We start from the raw sequence: 19,071 nt of genomic DNA, 5'->3' as shown, positions 1-19,071 counted from the left end.
GTAGGGGTACCGGGCCGCCGTGACCGGATCAGGTGGCTGTCACGCCGTCTCGGTGATGGGGCGATCGACCCAGCTCATCAGGTCGCGCAGCTGCTTGCCGACAACCTCGATGCCGTGCTCGGCGTTCTGCTTGCGCAGACCTTCGAGCTCCTTGTTGCCGCCCTCGACGTTGGCGACGAGACGCTTGACGAAGGTGCCGTCCTGGATGTCCTTCAGGATCTCCTTCATGCGCTCCTTGGTGCCGGCGTCGATGACGCGCGGGCCGGAGAGGTAGCCGCCGAACTCCGCGGTGTCGGACACCGAGTAGTTCATGCGGGCGATGCCACCCTCGTACATGAGGTCGACGATGAGCTTGAGCTCGTGGAGAACCTCGAAGTAGGCCATCTCGGGGGCGTAGCCCGCCTCGACCATGACGTCGAAGCCGGTCTTGACGAGCTCCTCGGTGCCACCGCAGAGCACGGCCTGCTCGCCGAAGAGGTCGGTCTCGGTCTCTTCCTTGAAGGTGGTCTTGATGACGCCGGCCCGGGTGCCGCCGATGCCCTTGGCGTAGGACAGCGCGAGCGCCTGGCCCTCACCCTTGGGGTCCTGATGGACGGCGATGAGCGCGGGAACGCCCTTGCCGTCGACGAACTGACGACGCACGAGGTGGCCGGGGCCCTTGGGGGCGACCATCGCGACGGTCACGTTCTCCGGAGCGGTGATGAGACCGAAGTGGATGTTGAGGCCGTGGCCGAAGAACAGCGCGTCGCCGTCCTTCAGGTTGGGCTCGATGTCGTTGGTGAAGATCGACGCCTGGGCGGTGTCGGGCGCGAGGATCATGATGACGTCGGCCCACTCGGAGACCTCGGCGGGGGTGCCGACGGTGAGACCGGCTTCCTCGGCCTTGGCCCGCGACTTCGAGCCCTCCTTCAGACCGATGCGAACGTCGACGCCCGAGTCGCGCAGGCTCAGCGAGTGCGCGTGTCCCTGACTGCCGTAGCCGATGACGGCGACCTTACGACCCTGGATGATCGACAGGTCGGCATCGTCGTCGTAGAACATCTCGACTGCCACAGTGATTACCTCTTTCAGCAAGTATGGGTGTGTTAAGGCTAACGGGTAGCCGTGATGGACTTCGGACCGCGTCCGACGGCGACGACACCGGACTGGACGATCTCGCGGATTCCGTACGGTTCGAGCATGCGCAACAGCGCGTCGAGCTTGGACCGCGTACCGGTCGCCTCGATGGTCAGCGACTCGGGCGAGACGTCGATCACCTTGGCGCGGAACAGATTCACCGTCTCGATGACCTGGGTGCGTACACTCGCGTCGGCGCGCACCTTGATGAGCACGAGTTCGCGGGCGACGGACGCCTCGTCCTCCTGCTCGACGATCTTGATGACGTTGACGAGCTTGTTGAGCTGCTTGGTGACCTGCTCGAGCGGGAACTCGTCGACGGTCACCACGATCGTCATCCGCGAGATGTCGGGCACCTCGGTGCCACCGACGGCAAGGGATTCGATGTTGAAGCCGCGTCGCGAGAACAGCGATGCGACTCGGGCGAGCACGCCCGGCTTGTCCTCGACGAGAACACTGAGGGTGTGACTCGTGCTCACTTGGTCTCCTCCTGGGCCGCAGCGTTCTCGCTGCGGGTTTCGAGCGCGTCGATGGTCTCGTGGATGACGGCGGGATCGTCGGCAGCGGCGTCGTCGTCGAACAGCGGCCGGATGTCGCGAGCCGCCATGATCTCGTCGTTGCTCGTGCCGGCGGCGACCATCGGCCACACCTGCGCGTCCTTGCCGACGATGAAGTCGATCACGACGGGACGATCGTTGACCTCCTGCGCCCGGCGGATCGCAGGCTCGACGTCTTCCTCGCGCTCGACGCGGATGCCCACGCAGCCGAGGGCCTCGGCGAGCTTGACGAAGTCGGGGATGCGTAGCGAGTGCGTCGCCAGGTCGGTGTTCGAGTATCGCTCCTCGTAGAAGAGGGTCTGCCACTGCCGGACCATGCCGAGATTGCCGTTGTTGATGAGCGCGACCTTGATCGGCACACCCTCGACGGCGCACGTCGCGAGTTCCTGGTTGGTCATCTGGAAGCAGCCGTCGCCGTCGATGGCCCACACCTCGGTGTCGGGGCAACCCATCTTGGCGCCCATCGCGGCGGGCACCGCGTAGCCCATGGTGCCGAGACCACCGGAGTTGAGCCAGGTGCGCGGCTTCTCGTAGTCGACGAACTGCGCCGCCCACATCTGGTGCTGACCGACGCCTGCGCAGTAGATCGCGTCGGGACCGGCGAGCTTACCGACGGCCTGGATGACGTACTGCGGCGACAGGGTGTCGTCGGTGGGACGGTCGTAGCTCAGCGGGTAGGTGCGACGGATGTCGTCGAGGTAGGCCCACCATGCCGTGTAGTCGAGCTTCGTGCCGGTCGCCAGGTCGGCGCGGATCGCCTCGAGCAGTTCGACGATGACCTCCTTGCAGTCACCGACGATCGGCACGTCGGCGTGCCGGTTCTTGCCGATCTCCGCCGGGTCGATGTCGGCGTGGATGACCTTGGCGTCGGGCGCGAAGGAGTCCAGCTGACCGGTGACGCGGTCGTCGAAGCGGGCACCGAGGGTGATGAGCAGGTCACTCTTCTGCAGTGCGGCCACCGCGGCGACGTTGCCGTGCATGCCGGGCATGCCGCAGTGCAGGTTGTGGCTGTCGGGGAACGCACCGCGGGCCATGAGCGTCGTAACGACCGGGATGCCGGTCAGCTCGGCGAGCTCGAGCAGCTCGGCCGACGCCTCGGCCTTGATGACACCGCCGCCGACGTACAGCACCGGGTTCTTCGCGTCGGCGATCAGTCGCGCGGCCTCGCGGACCTGCTTGCCGTGCGGCTTCGTCACCGGGCGGTAGCCGGGCAGGTGCATCTCCGGCGGCCAGCTGAAGGTGGTCTGTGCCTGAAGGATGTCCTTGGGGATGTCGACGAGGACCGCGCCCGGTCGGCCCGAGGAGGCGAGGTAGAACGCCTCGGCCAGGATGCGCGGGATGTCGGCGCCGTCGGTGACCAGGAAGTTGTGCTTCGTGATCGGCATCGTGATGCCGGAGATGTCGGCTTCCTGGAAGGCGTCGGTGCCGATGAGCGGGCGACCGACCTGGCCGGTGATCGCGACGAGGGGCACGGAGTCCATCTGCGCGTCGGCGAGCGGGGTGACGAGGTTCGTCGCGCCCGGACCGGAAGTGGCCATGCACACGCCGACCTTGCCGGTGGCCTGGGCGTAACCGGTGGCAGCGTGCCCGGCGCCCTGCTCGTGACGGACGAGCACGTGGCGCACGCGCCGCGAATCGAAGATCGGGTCGTAGACGGGCAGGATCGCGCCGCCGGGGATGCCGAATACCGTGTCGACCTCGAGTTCCTCGAGTGCGCGGACCACCGACTGGGCGCCGGTGACCCGCTCGGGGGCGACCTGGCGTCGATTGGCGGGCTGCGTCGCGGCAGCTGCGGGAGTCGGGGTGGCGGACCCCGGCTTTCGCGGCGAGGGTTGAGGCCGTGCGGTTGGTGCGCTCACTGCGAATTCCTCTGATTCTGGCTCCGGGCAACAAAAAACCCTCGTCAGCAAGTCTGCTGTACGAGGGTGGCGCGTCGTGGGCGAGTTGCGAAATGCGGCTCAGGCGACGACGCGCCGGCCGATTACGAGCAACCCATTCTGATTCACGCGCTCGACGGTAGGCGCATGGTGTCCAGACAGTCAACTTGGTGCGGTCCACTGTCCCAGAATGTGAGATGCCGCGGCTGCAGTGCGAAGATGTAGAGGTGTCATCTTCCCAGCAGCCCGTGCCACCGCCCCCATCATCCCACACGCCCGATTCGACGACGCAGGTCATCCAGATCTCGCGACTGTCCTTCCTCGCGTGCGCTCTGCTGTTCCTCGCCCTCGCCTCCCCCGCGCTGGCGTGGCCGGAGGCCTTCGCATGGACGCTGATCATCCCGTTCCTCGTCGCCGCCTGGGTCGTGCGGGTACGCACCGTCGTCGGCCCCGAGGGCATCGTCGCGCGAGCGACCTTCAAGACGACGAACCTGAAGTGGGACGAACTCGACGGCCTCCGGTTCCCGAAGCGGGGCTGGGCCCGCGCACGGCTCACCGACGGCAGCGAGGTCGCACTGCCGGTCGTCACCTTCGGCCGGCTGCCGCAGCTGTCGGAGGCCAGCGGAGGCCGCATCACCGATCCGTACGCGGCCGCACAGCTCGCCGAGGAGAAGGCATACCGCGAGAAGGCGGCCGCCGAAGCCGGTCCGGATGCCGAAACCACCGACGACGCAGTCACCGTCGAGAAGAAGGGGGACCGCTCCTCCTGATCCTCGCGACCGGATGCGAATAGAGGCATCCGGAAGCACGCGAGTAGATTCGTCGGTGCCGTTGCCCGGATCCGCCCAGCCCGGCGCCCGGACGCGGCCCGGCCGATTGCGCACCAGCCACCGTCAAGGAAGTCAGCCCATGCCCCCGTTGAGGTCACGCACCACCACCGTCGGACGAAACGCCGCGGGAGCGCGCTCCCTGTGGCGCGCCACCGGCCTGACCGATTCCGACTTCGGCAAGCCGATCGTCGCCATCGCGAACTCCTACACGCAGTTCGTACCCGGTCACGTCCACCTCAAGGACGTCGGTGAGATCGTCGCGAAGGCCGTGCGCGAAGCGGGCGGCGTGGCGCGCGAGTTCCACACCATCGCAGTCGACGACGGCATCGCCATGGGCCACGGCGGCATGCTCTACTCGCTGCCGAGCCGCGAGATCATCGCCGACTCCGTCGAATACATGGTCAACGCGCACACCGCCGATGCACTGGTGTGCATCTCGAACTGCGACAAGATCACCCCGGGCATGCTCAATGCCGCGATGCGCCTGAACATCCCGACGGTCTTCGTCTCCGGTGGTCCGATGGAGGCCGGCAAGGCGGTCGTCGTCAACGGTGTCGCGCAGGCCCCCACCGACCTCATCACCGCCATCTCGGCCTCCGCCAGCGAGGCCGTCGACGACGCGGGACTCGACGAGGTCGAGCGCAGCGCGTGCCCGACCTGCGGTTCGTGCTCGGGCATGTTCACCGCCAACTCGATGAACTGCCTCACCGAGGCTCTCGGTCTCGCGCTGCCCGGCAACGGTTCGACCCTCGCCACCCACGAGGCGCGACGCGCACTGTTCGAGACCGCCGGCCGGACGATCGTCGAGGCCGCCCTGCGCTACTACCGCGACGACGACGAGTCGGTGCTTCCGCGCAACATCGCCACCCCGGCCGCCTTCCGCAACGCAATGGCGCTCGACGTCGCCATGGGTGGTTCCACCAACACCGTGCTGCACACCCTCGCCGCCGCGCAGGAGGGTGAGGTCGACTTCGATCTCACCACCATCGACGAGATCAGCCGCCGGGTGCCCTGCCTGGCGAAGGTCTCCCCGAACTCCGACTACCACATGGAGGACGTGCACCGCGCCGGCGGAATCCCCGCCATCCTCGGCGAGCTGCGCCGCGGTGGTCTGCTCGAGACCGACGTCTCCACGGTCCACACGAAGAGCTTCGACGAGTGGCTCGACACCTGGGACATCCGTTCCGGCAAGGCGTCCGAGACGGCCCTCGAACTGTTCCACGCCGCACCGGGCGGTGTGCGCACCACCGAACCGTTCTCGACGGACAACCGCTGGTCGTCGCTCGACACCGATGCCGCGAACGGTTGCATCCGCGACATCGAGCACGCCTACACCGTCGAGGGCGGCTTGTGCGTGCTGCGCGGCAATCTCGCACCGGACGGCGCGATCCTCAAGACCGCCGGTATCGACGAGGATCTGTTCCACTTCGAGGGCCCGGCCTACGTCGTCGAGTCGCAGGAGGAGGCCGTCTCGGTCATCCTCGGCAAGAAGATCAAGGCCGGCGACGTCGTCGTCGTCCGCTACGAGGGCCCGGCCGGCGGCCCCGGCATGCAGGAGATGCTGCACCCGACCTCCTTCCTCAAGGGCATCGGTCTGGGCAAGGTGTGTGCCCTGATCACCGACGGTCGCTTCTCGGGCGGCACCTCCGGTCTGTCCATCGGGCACGTCTCCCCCGAGGCCGCGTCCGGTGGTGTGATCGGCCTGATCGAGCAGGGCGACCGGATCCGCATCGACGTCGCGACCCGCACCCTCGAGGTGCTCGTCGAGGACGAGGTGCTCGCGGATCGTCGCGCGAAGATGGAGGCCTCCGAGCGTCCGTGGCAGCCCGTCGACCGTGAGCGCACGGTCTCGAAGGCACTGCGCGCCTACGCCGCTCTGGCGACCTCCGCCGACAAGGGTGCCGTCCGGCGCGTGCCGTAACACTTCACGACAGCAGGAACGAGGGCCCCGCGATCATCCCGATCGCGGGGCCCTCGCCCTTCGTAATGTCCGGCTTGCGGTGTCTCAGCGTCCGAAGATCCACAGGCACACGCCGGCCGCCACACCCAGCAGCAGCACGACGAACGAGCCCAGGAACGGACGCGTCGCCCACCCGCGTCGTCCGTCGATCGCGATGCGTCCCGGTCCGGTGAGGGTGATCGCCACCGCGCACGCGACGAGGAGGGCCTCGAATTCGAAGCCCGACGATTCGGCGGCGAAGAACTGGACGCCCGGTTCGAGTTCGTGCTTGAACAGCACCGCGTTGACCATGATCGCGACGATCGCGGCAGCGGCGAACGGGGTGAGCAGACCCAGGACGAGCAGTCCTCCGGCTGCGATCTCACCGACCGCGCCGACGATCGCGAGCACGGCGGGCTGCTGGTATCCCGCATCGCGGAGCAACGACTCGAAACCGTCGAGTCCAGGCCCGTTCCACAGACCCACCAGCTTCTGCAGTCCGTGGGCGACGAGGATCGCCCCGACCGCCGCACGCAGGACGAACAGACCGAGGTCGAGCGTTCCGCGGCGCACCTTCGCCGGGGCCTGTTCGCCGGCGACCACCGCGCCGCCCGTATCCGCACCGTAGACCGGCTCCGGCCGGTACATCTGCTCGGTGGGAGCGGCGTAGGCGTCGCTGCCGAGGGGAGTTCCGCCTGCGCCGAAGTCATCGTCGGATCCGAGATACGACTCGCGTGGTCGGCGCATCTCGAGTGTGTGTTCGTCGGGCTGGTCGCCGTAGGGATTCGAACCCGCGTCCGGTATGCCACCGTTCTTGTTGTCGGCCACGTCCTCAGCCTATGCCCGTGACCGTCCCCGCACCCGGCATCCGCGGGTGCGCGCGTCGTGCCGGTAACGTCTGCGGCATGACACCGGGTACGCGATGGACGGGTTCGTGGGGCGTACGTGCGGCAGCGGCGGTGCTCGCCGTCGGAGTCCTCGCCGTCCCATCCTGCGCCCGCTTCGACGACTCCGCGTCGACCCCGTTCACTCCCGAGCCCACCTTCGACCCGGGACCGGGCGTCGGACCCCAGGACCCCACCGAGACGACGACGACGAGCGCCTCCCCCAAGCCACCGGGGCCCTGTGTCGACCCCGATCCGTCCGTGATCGCGACCTGCCTCGACGTCACCGGCGGCCTGGTGACGATGCCCGATGGCAACTCCGCGCTCGTCACCGAGCGTCGGACGGGCCGGATACTGCAGGTCGCCCCGGAGACCGAGCCGGTGGAGATCGCGACGATCCCGGTCGACGGATCCGGGGACGGTGGGCTCCTGGACGTGGCACTCTCCCCCACCTTCGCCGAGGACCGACTGCTCTACGCCTACATCACCACGGCCTCGGACAACCGCGTGGTCCGCATCGCCGCGGGCGACACTCCCAAGGACGTGCTGACGGGAATCCCGCGCGGCGCGACGGGCAATTCCGGCGCCATCGAATTCGTCTCGCCCACCGAGCTCGCCGTCCTGACCGGCGACGCCGGAAACGCAGCGGCCGCAAACGATCCGAACGTCCTGTCCGGCAAGCTCCTGAACCTGCCGCTCCCGGCACCCGGCGCAGCACCCGCTCCCTCGGTGATGCTGTCGGGGATCGGCACCGCGGGCGATGTGTGCCGCGATCCGAACGGCAACCTGTGGATCACCGACCGCACTCCCCTCGAGGACCGGCTCCAACGGGTCGGGGTCGACGGCTCGACCGGCACCGGCCCGGCCTGGACGTGGCCCGAGCGGCCCGGTGTCGCCGGGTGCGCGGCGGCTCCCGACGGGATCGCGATCTCGCTCACCGACGCGAAGGCCGTCGCGGTCGTCGCTACCGATCCGGGGACCGGCGCGGTCACGGCGTCCCCCGTCCTCGCGGCGGAGGACCGCTACGGCATGCTGCGCGGCGCCTCTTCGTCGCCCGACGGCCTGCTGTGGGTCTCGACGGTCAACAAGTCCGGCGCCGAACCGGGACCGAACGACGACCGCGTCATCCGCATCCAGTTCCCGGCCGGTGGCGGCGGATTCGACTGATCATGCCCGCCCCGGTGTCTGCGCCGCAGCGGGGTGGTGGAGCAGCCCCGCGAGCATCGGGAGAACGAGGACGGTGACGGCGCCCGCCGCCACGAGGATCGACGCGCTCGCGTTCGTCATCTGATCGGCACTCACCGCGACGCCGGTGACCGCGACGATCAGTGGCAGACCCGTAGTGGAGTACAGGGCGATCTGCAGTTGTTCGGCGGTTCCGAACATGCGGTTGCCGGTCTCGTCGCGTTCGAGGCGCGATGCGACGAACACCGGTACACCCCTCACCAGGACGAGCAGTCCGAGGAATGCCAGCAGGATGCCCGGGGCACTCGCAACTGCACCGACGTCGATCGCCATGCCCGAGGTGACGAAGAAGATCGGGATGAGGAAGCCGTATCCGAGACCGTCGAGCTTCTTCTCGAGCCGCTCGTCGCCCGCCGGGATCGTGCGGCGCAGGATGAAGCCGGCCGCGAAGGCCCCGAGAATGATGTCGAGATCGAAGACGGCGGCGACGGCGATGAGTCCGACGAGCAGCAACATTGTCAGGCGCACCGGGATCTGGGCGGTGGTGTCGGAGCCGAGCCGGACGAACTGGGTGAACCGTGAGCCCTCCCCCAGGATCCAGGTCGGCAGCACGGCGACGGCGACGGCCACGACCGCGAACGCCAGCAGGACGATCAGCGAGCCGAGTGCGCCGCGCGCACCGAGCAGGGTTGCCATGGCCACAACGGGCAGCAGTTCTCCGAACGCACCGTGATTGAGCACCGACCGTCCGAGTGGGGTCGCGACGAGCCCGCGGTCGGCGAGGATCGGCAGGAGCGTCCCCAACGCTGTGGATGTCAGGGCGATCGCCACGGCAATCTCGGCGTGCACCTGGCCGACCGCTCCCAGGGCGGCGACGGTACCGAGCGCCAACAGCATGCACACGCACCAGGTGAGCATCGCGCGGCGCCCACCCCGCCCGCGCAACTCGGCGGGGTCGATCTCGTATCCGGCGAGCAGGAAGAGCATCCCCAGGCCGAGTTCGCGCAGGATGCCGATCTCGCTGCCCGTCTCCGCGAGGTCGAACGCGTAGGGGCCGATGAGGACACCGGCCACCAGCAGCAGCACGACCTCGGGCACCAGCCGACGCGGGACGGCGCCGGCGATCAGCGGTGCCAGCACCGCCGCGACGGCGATCCAGAACAGCGAGGTGGCGACAGCAGCGTCCATGCGCCGCTACTCTAGCCGCGCAAGATCAACTGCACGCAGCGATGACGAGTTCCTTCACGCGCGCCGGATCGGCCTGTCCGCGAGTGGCCTTCATGACGTCGCCGACGATCTTGCCGGCCGCCTGGACCTTGCCGGAACGGATCTTGTCGGCGATGTCGGGGTTGGCGGCCAGCGCGGCGTCGACCGCGGCCTGCAGCGCCGAATCGTCGCGCACGACCTCGAGACCGCGAGCGGCGACCACCTCGTCGGGCTCGCCCTCACCGGCGAGCACACCGTCGACGACCTGACGGGCCAGCTTGTTCGTCAGCTTGCCGTCGGCCACCAGCGCGATGACGCGGGCGACCTGTTCGGGTGTGATAGGCAGTTCGGCGAGTTCGACACCGCGGGTGTTGGCCTGCTGGGCCAGGTAGGCGACCCACCACGAGCGGGCCTCCGAGGCGGGGGCGCCGGCCTCGGTGGTCGCGATGACGAGGTCGAGCGCTCCGGCGTTGACGAGGTCGCGCATCTCCTCGTCGGAGACACCCCAGTCGGCCTGGATGCGGGCGCGGCGCAGCCACGGCAGCTCGGGCAGCGTCGCGCGCAGCTCTTCGACCCAGGCGGCGTCGGGCGCGATCGGCTCGAGGTCGGGCTCCGGGAAGTAGCGGTAGTCCTCGGCGGTCTCCTTGCGGCGACCGGGCGAGGTGGTGCCGTCGGCCTCCTGGAAGTGCCGGGTCTCCTGGATCACCTCACCACCGGAGACCAGTACGGCCGCCTGGCGCCGCATCTCGTAGCGCACGGCCACCTCGACGGACTTGAGAGAGTTGACGTTCTTCGTCTCGGTGCGGGTACCGAACTCCTTCGCGCCGATGGGCATCAGCGAGATGTTCGCGTCGCACCGCATCGAACCCTGGTCCATGCGGACGTCGGAGACGTCGAGTGCCTCGAGCAGGTCGCGCAGGGCGGTGACGTAGGCGCGGGCGACCTCGGGGGCGCGCTCGCCGGCACCGACGATCGGCTTGGTGACGATCTCGACGAGCGGCACACCGGCGCGGTTGTAGTCGAGAAGCGAGTGGCTCGCACCGTGGATGCGACCGGTGGCGCCACCGACGTGCAGCGACTTGCCGGTGTCCTCCTCCATGTGCGCGCGCTCGATGTCGACCCGCCAGGTGGTGCCGTCATCGAGTACGACATCGAGATATCCGTCGGTGGCGATCGGCTCGTCGTACTGCGAAATCTGGTAGTTCTTCGGCTGATCCGGGTAGAAGTAGTTCTTACGCGCGAAGCGACCCCACGGGGTGATCGAGCAGTTCAGCGCGAGGCCGATGCGGATCGCGGACTCGACCGCGGCCTGGTTGACGACGGGCAGCGCCCCCGGCAGACCGAGGCAGACCGGACACACCTGCGTGTTGGGCTCGGCGCCGAAGGTGGTCGGGCAGCCGCAGAACATCTTGGTGGCGGTGTGCAGCTCGACGTGCACCTCCATGCCCATCACGGGCTCGAACTTCGCGAGCACGTCGTCGTAGGCGAGCAGGTCAGCGGACACGGAGGCAGTCATGGTGTCGATTTTAGACGGCGCCGACAGTGCCGACGCGCCGCCTCACCCGAACAGGATCCGCATCTCCTGATAGCGCTCGTCGGGCACGTACTTCGGTTCGGCGAGCTCGTCGAAATCGACCCGAGCGATGTCGGTGCCGTGCAGGGCGACCATGCGCCCCCAATCCTCCTCGGCGACGAGATCGGTCACCGCCATGCCGAGTCGCGTGGCGAGCACCCGGTCGAATGCCGTGGGGACACCGCCCCGTTGGATGTGACCGAGCACCGTCGCGCGGGCCTCGACGCCGGTGTGCTTCTCGATGAGCGGCGCGAGCACCTCCGCGATACCGCCGAGACGCGGCCGGTCGAATCCGTCGAGCCCCTTGGTGGAGTACGCCTCCTCCATCTCGGGCAGTGTGAAGCCCTCAGCGACGACAACCATCGGCGAACGCCCGCGGTCGCGGACGCTGGTCACCCACTCGCAGATCTGTTCGAGGCTCTCGGGGTGTTCGGGGATGAGGATGGCGTGTGCACCACCGGCAGTACCCGCGTGCAATGCGATCCATCCGGCGTGCCGGCCCATGACCTCGAGCACCATGCACCGCTTGTGGGAGTTGCCGGTGGTGCGGAGACGGTCGATCGCCACCGTCGCGATCTCGACGGCCGTGTCGAAACCGAAGGTGTAGTCGGTGTGGCTGAGGTCGTTGTCGATCGTCTTCGGCACACCGACGATGCGGATCCCTTCACCGAACAGTCGCTTCGAGGCGGCAGCGGTGCCCTCTCCCCCGATGGCGATCACCGCGTCGATCCCGAGGCGGCCGAGGGTCTTCTGGATGTTCTGTGCCCCACCGTCGGGTCCCTGGTACGGACCGAACCGGCTCGTGCCGAGGATCGTGCCACCCTGCTGGGCGAGACCGCGAACACGGCTGCGGTCCAACGGGATCACATCGCCCTCGACGAGACCGCGCCAGCCGTCGAGGAATCCGACGAACTCCTGTCCGTGGACCTCGGTGCCCTTGAGCACCGCACCGCGGATGACCGCGTTGAGCCCGGGGCAGTCCCCGCCACTGGTGAGAATTCCGATCCTCGTCACGCACTACCTCCCGTCGCATGGTTCCGTACCGCACGGACCGATACCGCCCGGACCGCTGCTGCATTGCCATCCTGCCCGTTCACCGGCGCGACGGCAGCCCGATTCAGCCGGGTGTGACGAGACCGGACTCGTAGGCGAGCACCACGGCCTGTGCCCGGTCGCGCAGGTGCAGTTTTGCGAGAACCTTGCCGACGTGGGTCTTCACGGTCTGCTCGGCGACGAACAATCGTTCTGCGATCTCGGTGTTCGACAGGCCGTGTGCGATCAGTTCCAGCACCTCGAGTTCACGCGGGGTCAGCGGATCGAGGACGCGGTCGCGCCCTCTCGCCGGCCCGCGCCGGCTGGTGACGTCGGCGATGAGGCGACGGGTGACGGTCGGCGCGAGCAGTGCCTGACCATCGGCGACCACCCTCACGGCCCGCACGAGTTCGTCGGCGGGGGCGTCCTTGAGCAGAAACCCGCTTGCTCCCATCCCGAGCGACTCGTAGACGTAGTCGTCGAGGTCGAAGGTGGTGAGCATGAGCACCTTCGACCGCGGCTCACGGGTGTCGGCAAGGATGTGCCGCGCCGCGTCGAGACCGTTCATCTCGGGCATGCGCACGTCCATGAGGACGACGTCGGGCCGCAGTCGCGCGACCTCCGAGACAGCCGCTCGACCGTCGGGGGCATCGCCGACGACGCTGATGTCGGGCTGGGCTCCGAGCAGTGCTCCGAAGCCCTGCCGGACCATTGCCTGGTCGTCGGCGATGAACACGGTGATGGGAGGGTGCGGTTCGGTCATCGGCACCCACCTTAGGCCCCGGTCAGCACCGGGAGAACCGCTCGGACCTCGAAACCGCCGCCGGGGCGGGGATGGGCGACGAGTTGCCCGCCCACGACGGACGCACGTTCGACCATGCCGAGGATTCCGTTGCCGCCGCTGCGGTCCGACTGCCGAACGGTGGTGTCGACCTGACCGGGCGAGGCCGGCCCGTTGGTCACCTCCACCGTGACGGTCGCCGGCTCCCACTGCAGTCGTGCGGACACGCGGGCGCCGGGTGCGTGCCGGGCCGCGTTCGCCAGAGACTCTTGCAGGATCCGGTAGACGGTGAGTCCGACACCGTCGGAGACGGGTGCGGGGACGCCGACCGTCTCCGTCTCGAGCGCCATCCCGGCTCGGCGGGAGGACTCGAACAGCTCACCGATGCGGTCGATGTCGGGCTGCGGTTCGTGTTCGGGGAGCTGCCCGTCGCTGCGGAGTACTCCGAGCAGGGTGCGGACCTCGTTCAGCGCCTCCCGTGCGGTCGCACCGAGGGCGTCGAATTCGGCGCGCACGTCGTCGTTCACGTCCGGGAGCCGGTAGGGCGCGCTCTGCGCCTGCACGACGATCATCGACATGTGATGGGCAACGATGTCGTGGAGGTCGCGTGCGATGTGGGCCTTCTCCTCGAGGATGGCGCGCCGTGCACGTTCGAGCTCGCTGGCTTCCTCCTGCTGGGCGAGTTGCCGTCGGGAGATCACCAGCCAGCGCACCAACAGCCCGAACACCACCAGCGCGCTGATCCCGATCCCCCAGCCCCAGCCGTCGCTGCCGGGGACGAAGGCCGCGAAGAGCAGAACCGTCGAGACCCAGACGACGAGGACGATCCGGATCTCCTCGCGGATCGCCACGGCGAACACCAGCGCGAGCATCACCATGATGTGCACGACCTGCCACGGATAGTCGTAGCCGGGGACCAGGTCGAACGTTATCGGGATGACGAGTCCCGCCGCCGCGGCCGCCGCCCACCCGAGCGCCGGCCGGACGAGCACGAGGAGGAACGGGAACACCGCCATCCCCGAGATCAGCGGCAACAGGGGTGGGGAGACGTCGTGGGTCAGGGGCAGCGTCGGCCACGCGATCGCATAGAGGATCAACGTCACGGTGACCACGGTGATGACGCTCCACCGTCCCCGGCCCAGGCGTCCCGCGGTTCTCACGCCGGACTTCGCAAGCTCTTTCACCTCACCCACGCTAGGAGCCGGGGTCTCGACTGTCCTCATACCTGGGGGTGAGATCCGCATAGCTCTGCGGGTGGTGTCGGTCTCCTCGAGATCGCTCCGTCGCGGGGTCCGGTGCAGGGCTGCGCGTTCCTAGCGTCACCGGCATGACAGTGAGATCCGCAGCGGTCCGAGTCGCGTCGGTCGCCTTCCTCGCCACCGCAGCATATGCCGCCGTGCCGGGGGCGCTCGCCCACTCCGCCGCGCCCCCGACGGAGGACGCCGCGGCCGCAGCGACGGTGACGGCGCTCGTCGCCGACGACGCGGAGGGAGCACTGTCGTCCCTGCCGGCCGATTTCACCGCCGTGATGGGGTATGCGCCGATCGTCGAACAGTGGGCGGACGGGACGACGGTGCTCGCCGACCCCGAAGGTGACTGCTCCGCCCCGGTGCCGCTGCCGGCGGCGTTCGAATCGGCATGCCGGGTGCACGATCTCGGGTACGACCTCCTGCGGTACGCCCACACCACCGGTGGCGAGCTGGGCACCGGTGCCCGCCGCGACCTCGACGGTCTGTTCGCACGGCATCTCGACACCGTCTGCCGTTCCGAACCCGGCATCCCCTCCTGCACGCCGATCGCAGGGATTTCTTCTGCAGCAGTGGAATTCAACTCGTGGCGACAGGGTCACCGGACACCTGTCGCGGAATCGCCGTGGGCCCTGGCCGTCGCTGCGGGCTCGGTCGCTCTGGGCTTCACGGCACGAAAGGTACGGCGATGACGATCCTCATGGTGGTTCTCGCGACGGTGATCTCCCTCGCCCCTCCCCTGCTGCCGCGACAGTCGGTCGTGCAGGGCGTCGTCACAGGGGTGTTCGTCCTGGTCGCGCTGGCCGTTCTCCGTCTCGTCGTGACCGCGAGGCGGCGGACCGGTCGGGCTCCGCGGCCGGCGAGACCGGAACTGCGTGTGCCCGTCGCGCTCGTCGGCGGATCCGTCGTGCTGGTCACGGCCGCCGGTGCGCATCGGTGGCAGAACGGTCTGCGGGAGGCGATGGCGGTCCCGGCGCTGGATGTGCGCTGGTGGCTGGAGGCACTGGCAGTCGCGATCGTGGTCGTCGCGGCGCTGCTCGCCCTTCCGCGCCTCGTGCACCTCCTGTCGCGACGCGGGGTGGCGGTGGCCGTCGCCGCGACGCTGGGAATCGGCGCCACGGTTGGGATCGGCACCACGGCGGCCTTCTCACCCGGAGGGGCGGTCGACACGGTCGCCTCCCCCACCGCGCTCTCGGCGGGATTGTCGGGTGGCGTGGGATCGGCGGTGTTGTGGAACCGGTTGGGTCGAGAGGGGCAGAAGTTCGTGTCCCTGCCCTCCGAGAGGTCACCGATCCGGATCTACATACCGTTGTCGGCCGCGCCGGATCCGTCTGCGCGCGCCGAGTTCGCGGTGGACGAACTCCGCCGGGCGAGAGCCTTCGACCGACCGCATCTCGTGGTGGCCGTGCCGACCGGCTCGGGCTGGGTCGATGCCGCTGCGGTTCGCGGCTTCGAGAACCGGTGGGGCGACGATGTCGCCATCGTCGCCCAGCAGTACTCGGACATGCCGAGCTGGGTGACCTTCGTCCTCGATCGCGGTGCTGCGGAGGAGGAGGCCCGCGCGCTCGTCACCGCCTTGCGGGCGCACCTGTCCACGCTGCCCGACGAGCGACGCCCCGCCCTGCACGTCTACGGGCAGTCTCTGGGAGCGTCCGGCGCGAGCGCCGTCTTCGACGACGAACCGGAGCCGTGTGCACTGTTCCTCGCGGGGCCACCCGCGGGGGTCCGCACCGCCGGTGCGAGTGTCCGGGCGAACACCTCCGACCCGGTGGTGTGGTGGCGGCCGTCGCTGCTGTGGTCGCCGCCCGATCTGTCGCATGCGCGCGCCGATGCCCCGACCCCGCCGTGGCTGCCGGTGGTGTCGTTCGTGAACACAACGGTGGACCTGCTCACCTCGCTCGAGGCGGCACCCGGTCACGGTCATCGCTACGGCGACGATCAGGCGCGGTGCACCTCCGCCGACGGGTAGATCGCGCCCACACGGATCGGCGTCCGGATACACCGCGACCCGCCGGCCGACGAACGGCACGACGGGTCGTGGTGCGGGAAAGGATCAGGCGACGATGGGTCCTCGTGCCGCCTCGAAGGCCGCACCCACGCGGTACAGGCGCTCGTCGGCCAGGGCCGGGGCCATGATCTGCAGACCGACGGGGAGACCGTCGTCCGCCGAGAGGCCGGACGGCACCGACATCGCGCAGTGCCCCGCGAGGTTGGTCGGGAGCGTGCACAGGTCGGACAGGTACATCGCCAGCGGATCGTCGACCTTCTCGCCGAGCTTCCACGGCGTGAACGGGCTCGTGGGCGAGACCAGCACGTCGACCTGCTCGTAGGCCTTGTCGAAGTCCTGCGCGATGAGGCTCCGGACTTTGAGTGCCTGACCGTAGTAGGCCTCGTAGTAGCCGGAGGACAGCGCGTAGGTGCCGATCATGATGCGGCGCTTGACCTCCTTGCCGAAACCGGCGGCGCGGGTCGCGGCCATGACCTGCTCGGCACTCATCGTGCCGTCGTCGACGCGCATGCCGTACCGCATCCCGTCGAAGCGGGCCAGGTTGGAGGAGACCTCCGACGGCAGGATCAGGTAGTACGAGGCGAGCGCGTACTCGAAGTGCGGGCACGAGACCTCGACGACCTCCGCGCCGAGCTTCGTGAGCGTCTCGACCGCCGCATCGAACGACGAGAGCACGCCGGGCTGGTAGCTGTCGGAGTGCAGCTCCTTGACCACGCCGACCTTCAGGCCCTTCAGGTCGCCGGCCGCACCCTGGCGCGCCGCCTCCACGACGGGACGCACGGGGGCGTTCACCGACGTCGAGTCGCGCGGGTCGTGCCCGGCGATGACCTCGTGCAGCAGCGCCGTGTCGAGGACGGTGCGGCCGCAGGGACCACCCTGGTCGAGCGACGACGCACAGGCGACGAGGCCGTACCGAGAGACCGTGCCGTAGGTGGGCTTGGTGCCGACGGTGGCGGTGACAGCGGCGGGCTGGCGGATCGAGCCACCGGTGTCGGTGCCGATCGCGAGGGGTGCTTGATACGACGCGAGCGCCGCAGCGGAACCGCCACCCGAGCCACCCGGGATACGGCTGGTGTCCCACGGGTTGCGGGTGGGGCCGTAGGCCGAGTTCTCGGTGGACGAACCCATCGCGAACTCGTCCATGTTGGTCTTGCCGAGGATGGGGATCCCGGCCTCGCGCAGCTTCGTGGTGAGCGTCGCGTCGTAGGGCGAGACCCAGCCCTCGAGGATCTTCGAACCGCACGTGGTGGGCATGTCCGTGGTGGTGAACACGTCCTTGAGCGCGAGCGGCACACCGGCGAGCGCCGAGGCCGGTTTCTCGCCCGCGGCGACGGCACGGTCGACCTCCTCCGCGGCGGCGAGCGCCTGCTCGGAGGCGACGTGCAGGAAGGCGTTGTACTCGCCGTCGACCTCGGCGATGCGATCGAGGTGGGCCTGGGTGACCTCCACCGACGACAGTTCGCCGGCATGGATCTTCGACGCCAGAGTCGCGGCGTCGAGGCGTGTCGTATCCGTGCTCATTCGCCCTCTCCCAGGATCTGCGGGACCGAGAAGCGATCCTCCTCGACGGCCGGCGCACCGGAGAGCGCCTGCTCGGGTGTGAGACCGGGGACGACGACGTCGGGTCGCGTCACGTTGGTGACGGCGTTCGGGTTCGCCATGGGAGCCACATCGTCCGCGGCCACCTCCGACACCGCCTTGACGTGGTTGAGGATCGAATCCAACTGACCGGCGAACTCGTCGAGTTCGGCATCGGTCAGCGCAAGCCGGGACAACCGGGCGAGATGCGCGACCTCGTCACGGGAGATGGCAGGCACCGTGAATGGCCCCTTTCCGATGGAGAGTGAACGTCCTGTCCAGGGTAATGCGTCCTGGAAGCGACGGCGCACGCGGTTCGGCGACATCACTCGTCGCCCGGTCGGCGTCGCGTCCCGTCCGCCGATGTTGCAAGCTTCGCAACGCTGTGTTGCGTTCGTGTGACATGCACCGTCGCGACCGGGGATTATCGATGGGGTCGGCATAATTTCGGATCTGCGCCGTCCCGGACGCCGGCGCCGAGGTGCAAGGATGTGGTCTGCCAGAGGTCGACACGGGCCCCTGGGCCGGCACTCGGATGCCGGCGCACCATGTGCCGTCGATGTGGCGTTCGTCGACGGCAGGAAACCGACTGGGGAAAGGACTCACGTGTCGTACCTCTTGCGTGTCAGGCTCCCCGATCGTCCCGGTAGCCTCGGCTCGCTCGCCCTGGCGCTCGGTTCGGTCGGCGCCGACATCCTGTCGCTCGACGTCGTCGAACGCGGCACGGACTTCGCGATCGACGATCTCGTCGTCGACGTCGAGCCGGGCAAGCTCCCCGACACGCTCCTCACCGCGGCCGAGGCCCTGCCCGGTGTGACGGTCGACTCGATCCGTCCCTACGCCGGAATCCTCGACACCCATCGCGAACTCGAACTGATCGATCACGTCGCCGCCGCCCGCGACGACCGCATCCAGATCCTCGTCGACGGTGCTCCCCGGGTGCTCCGCGTGGGTTGGGCGACCGTGCTCGGAGTCGGCCCGAACGGCATCTTCCGCCTCGCGGGGAGCCCGGGTTCGCCGGAGACCCACCTCGACGGCGTCCCCTGGATGCCGCTCGCCGAGGCCACCCTGCTCGACCACGACGGTGAGTGGGTGCCGCAGCTCTGGCGCGACATGGACACGATGCTCGCGGCCGCTCCCCTCGGCTCGCCCGAACGTGTCCTCGTCCTCGGCCGCCCCGGCGGACCGGAGTTCCGTCCGTCCGAGATCGCACGCATCGGTTACTTCGCGGGCATCGTCGGCACCGTCCTCCGATAGT

Annotated in this window: 17 protein-coding genes; 6 read left to right on the top strand and 11 right to left on the bottom strand. The window is 68.9% G+C overall.

The window, feature by feature from the left end:
- Window positions 1-39: 39 nt before the first annotated feature.
- From ilvC to BLV31_RS11005, 3 genes are read right to left on the bottom strand one after another with little or no spacing between them, the layout of a single operon-like run.
- On the bottom strand, window positions 40-1,041 hold the full coding sequence (ilvC, locus tag BLV31_RS11015; protein ID WP_170318577.1) for a ketol-acid reductoisomerase: 1,002 nt from the start codon (window positions 1,039-1,041) through the stop codon (window positions 40-42).
- A gap of 50 nt (window positions 1,042-1,091) precedes the next feature.
- Window positions 1,092-1,595: an acetolactate synthase small subunit gene (gene ilvN, locus BLV31_RS11010; protein ID WP_006554535.1), complete on the bottom strand. Its 504-nt coding sequence runs from the start codon at window positions 1,593-1,595 to the stop codon at window positions 1,092-1,094.
- Window positions 1,592-3,532 (bottom strand): acetolactate synthase large subunit, encoded by a 1,941-nt coding sequence (locus tag BLV31_RS11005; RefSeq protein WP_024101384.1) that lies wholly within the window; start codon window positions 3,530-3,532, stop codon window positions 1,592-1,594. The genes ilvN and BLV31_RS11005 overlap by 4 nt, the downstream gene beginning before the upstream one ends.
- 266 nt (window positions 3,533-3,798) lie before the next feature.
- On the opposite strand from BLV31_RS11005, the gene BLV31_RS11000 reads away from it, so the two are divergent.
- On the top strand, window positions 3,799-4,320 hold the full coding sequence (locus BLV31_RS11000) for a PH domain-containing protein (protein ID WP_006554537.1): 522 nt from the start codon (window positions 3,799-3,801) through the stop codon (window positions 4,318-4,320).
- Between the two features lie 139 nt (window positions 4,321-4,459).
- The gene (ilvD, locus tag BLV31_RS10995; RefSeq protein ID WP_024101385.1) at window positions 4,460-6,301 is read left to right on the top strand and encodes a dihydroxy-acid dehydratase; all 1,842 of its coding nucleotides are present in this window, start codon (window positions 4,460-4,462) and stop codon (window positions 6,299-6,301) included.
- An 84-nt stretch (window positions 6,302-6,385) separates the two neighbouring features.
- On the opposite strand, the gene BLV31_RS10990 is transcribed toward ilvD, so the two are convergent.
- Window positions 6,386-7,147: a DoxX family protein gene (locus tag BLV31_RS10990; RefSeq protein ID WP_039585118.1), complete on the bottom strand. Its 762-nt coding sequence runs from the start codon at window positions 7,145-7,147 to the stop codon at window positions 6,386-6,388.
- A gap of 77 nt (window positions 7,148-7,224) precedes the next feature.
- Here BLV31_RS10990 and BLV31_RS10985 point away from each other — a divergent pair, with 77 nt between their 5' ends.
- A complete protein-coding gene (locus BLV31_RS10985) occupies window positions 7,225-8,370 on the top strand; it encodes a PQQ-dependent sugar dehydrogenase (RefSeq protein ID WP_064061624.1) in 1,146 nt (381 codons plus the stop codon).
- Here BLV31_RS10985 and BLV31_RS10980 read toward each other — a convergent pair whose 3' ends face one another.
- The 5 genes from BLV31_RS10980 to BLV31_RS10960 all read right to left on the bottom strand — a co-directional run bounded on the left by BLV31_RS10980 (window position 8,371) and on the right by BLV31_RS10960 (window position 14,140).
- Window positions 8,371-9,576, bottom strand: coding sequence for a cation:proton antiporter (locus BLV31_RS10980; RefSeq protein WP_064061620.1), 1,206 nt, complete (start codon window positions 9,574-9,576; stop codon window positions 8,371-8,373). It abuts the gene before it with no gap.
- A 25-nt stretch (window positions 9,577-9,601) separates the two neighbouring features.
- Window positions 9,602-11,110: an Asp-tRNA(Asn)/Glu-tRNA(Gln) amidotransferase subunit GatB gene (gatB, locus tag BLV31_RS10975; RefSeq protein WP_006554542.1), complete on the bottom strand. Its 1,509-nt coding sequence runs from the start codon at window positions 11,108-11,110 to the stop codon at window positions 9,602-9,604.
- A gap of 42 nt (window positions 11,111-11,152) precedes the next feature.
- Window positions 11,153-12,181 carry a 6-phosphofructokinase gene (locus BLV31_RS10970; RefSeq protein ID WP_024101390.1) on the bottom strand — a complete coding sequence of 343 codons (1,029 nt, stop codon included), beginning with the start codon at window positions 12,179-12,181 and terminating at the stop codon, window positions 11,153-11,155.
- A 103-nt stretch (window positions 12,182-12,284) separates the two neighbouring features.
- The gene (locus tag BLV31_RS10965; protein ID WP_006554544.1) at window positions 12,285-12,962 is read right to left on the bottom strand and encodes a response regulator; all 678 of its coding nucleotides are present in this window, start codon (window positions 12,960-12,962) and stop codon (window positions 12,285-12,287) included.
- An 11-nt stretch (window positions 12,963-12,973) separates the two neighbouring features.
- A complete protein-coding gene (locus BLV31_RS10960) occupies window positions 12,974-14,140 on the bottom strand; it encodes a sensor histidine kinase (protein WP_371850685.1) in 1,167 nt (388 codons plus the stop codon).
- Window positions 14,141-14,307: 167 nt separating this feature from the next.
- Between BLV31_RS10960 and BLV31_RS10955 the strand changes: the two genes are divergently transcribed.
- Together BLV31_RS10955 and BLV31_RS10950 are read left to right on the top strand one after the other, a co-directional pair.
- Window positions 14,308-14,919 carry a hypothetical protein gene (locus BLV31_RS10955; RefSeq protein ID WP_064061618.1) on the top strand — a complete coding sequence of 204 codons (612 nt, stop codon included), beginning with the start codon at window positions 14,308-14,310 and terminating at the stop codon, window positions 14,917-14,919.
- Window positions 14,916-16,196: an alpha/beta-hydrolase family protein gene (locus tag BLV31_RS10950; RefSeq protein ID WP_064061617.1), complete on the top strand. Its 1,281-nt coding sequence runs from the start codon at window positions 14,916-14,918 to the stop codon at window positions 16,194-16,196. The genes BLV31_RS10955 and BLV31_RS10950 overlap by 4 nt, the downstream gene beginning before the upstream one ends.
- Window positions 16,197-16,280: 84 nt before the next feature.
- Here the strand turns inward: BLV31_RS10950 and gatA are convergent, their stop codons facing one another.
- Both gatA and gatC read right to left on the bottom strand, forming a co-directional pair.
- The gene (gatA, locus tag BLV31_RS10945; RefSeq protein WP_064061616.1) at window positions 16,281-17,756 is read right to left on the bottom strand and encodes an Asp-tRNA(Asn)/Glu-tRNA(Gln) amidotransferase subunit GatA; all 1,476 of its coding nucleotides are present in this window, start codon (window positions 17,754-17,756) and stop codon (window positions 16,281-16,283) included.
- Window positions 17,753-18,052 carry an Asp-tRNA(Asn)/Glu-tRNA(Gln) amidotransferase subunit GatC gene (gene gatC, locus BLV31_RS10940; RefSeq protein ID WP_006554549.1) on the bottom strand — a complete coding sequence of 100 codons (300 nt, stop codon included), beginning with the start codon at window positions 18,050-18,052 and terminating at the stop codon, window positions 17,753-17,755. The genes gatA and gatC overlap by 4 nt, the downstream gene beginning before the upstream one ends.
- Before the next feature lie 367 nt (window positions 18,053-18,419).
- Here gatC and BLV31_RS10935 point away from each other — a divergent pair, with 367 nt between their 5' ends.
- Window positions 18,420-19,070: an ACT domain-containing protein gene (locus BLV31_RS10935; RefSeq protein ID WP_006554550.1), complete on the top strand. Its 651-nt coding sequence runs from the start codon at window positions 18,420-18,422 to the stop codon at window positions 19,068-19,070.
- Window position 19,071: the final 1 nt, after the last annotated feature.

This window comes from Rhodococcus pyridinivorans (genome assembly GCF_900105195.1).
Classification (GTDB): Bacteria; Actinomycetota; Actinomycetes; order Mycobacteriales; family Mycobacteriaceae; genus Rhodococcus; species Rhodococcus pyridinivorans.
Note: the sequence above shows the minus strand (reverse complement) of the source record. Positions and strands in the feature narration are given on the sequence as shown.

Coding starts and splice junctions, on each gene's coding strand:
- BLV31_RS10965 (WP_006554544.1), bottom strand. CDS start 12,962: ATGACCGAACCGCACCCTCCCATCACCGTGTTCATCGCCGACGACCAG.
- gatB (WP_006554542.1), bottom strand. CDS start 11,110: ATGACTGCCTCCGTGTCCGCTGACCTGCTCGCCTACGACGACGTGCTC.
- ilvC (WP_170318577.1), bottom strand. CDS start 1,041: ATGTTCTACGACGACGATGCCGACCTGTCGATCATCCAGGGTCGTAAG.
- BLV31_RS10985 (WP_064061624.1), top strand. CDS start 7,225: ATGACACCGGGTACGCGATGGACGGGTTCGTGGGGCGTACGTGCGGCA.
- BLV31_RS10955 (WP_064061618.1), top strand. CDS start 14,308: ATGACAGTGAGATCCGCAGCGGTCCGAGTCGCGTCGGTCGCCTTCCTC.
- BLV31_RS10980 (WP_064061620.1), bottom strand. CDS start 9,576: ATGGACGCTGCTGTCGCCACCTCGCTGTTCTGGATCGCCGTCGCGGCG.
- gatA (WP_064061616.1), bottom strand. CDS start 17,756: ATGAGCACGGATACGACACGCCTCGACGCCGCGACTCTGGCGTCGAAG.
- BLV31_RS10950 (WP_064061617.1), top strand. CDS start 14,916: ATGACGATCCTCATGGTGGTTCTCGCGACGGTGATCTCCCTCGCCCCT.
- ilvD (WP_024101385.1), top strand. CDS start 4,460: ATGCCCCCGTTGAGGTCACGCACCACCACCGTCGGACGAAACGCCGCG.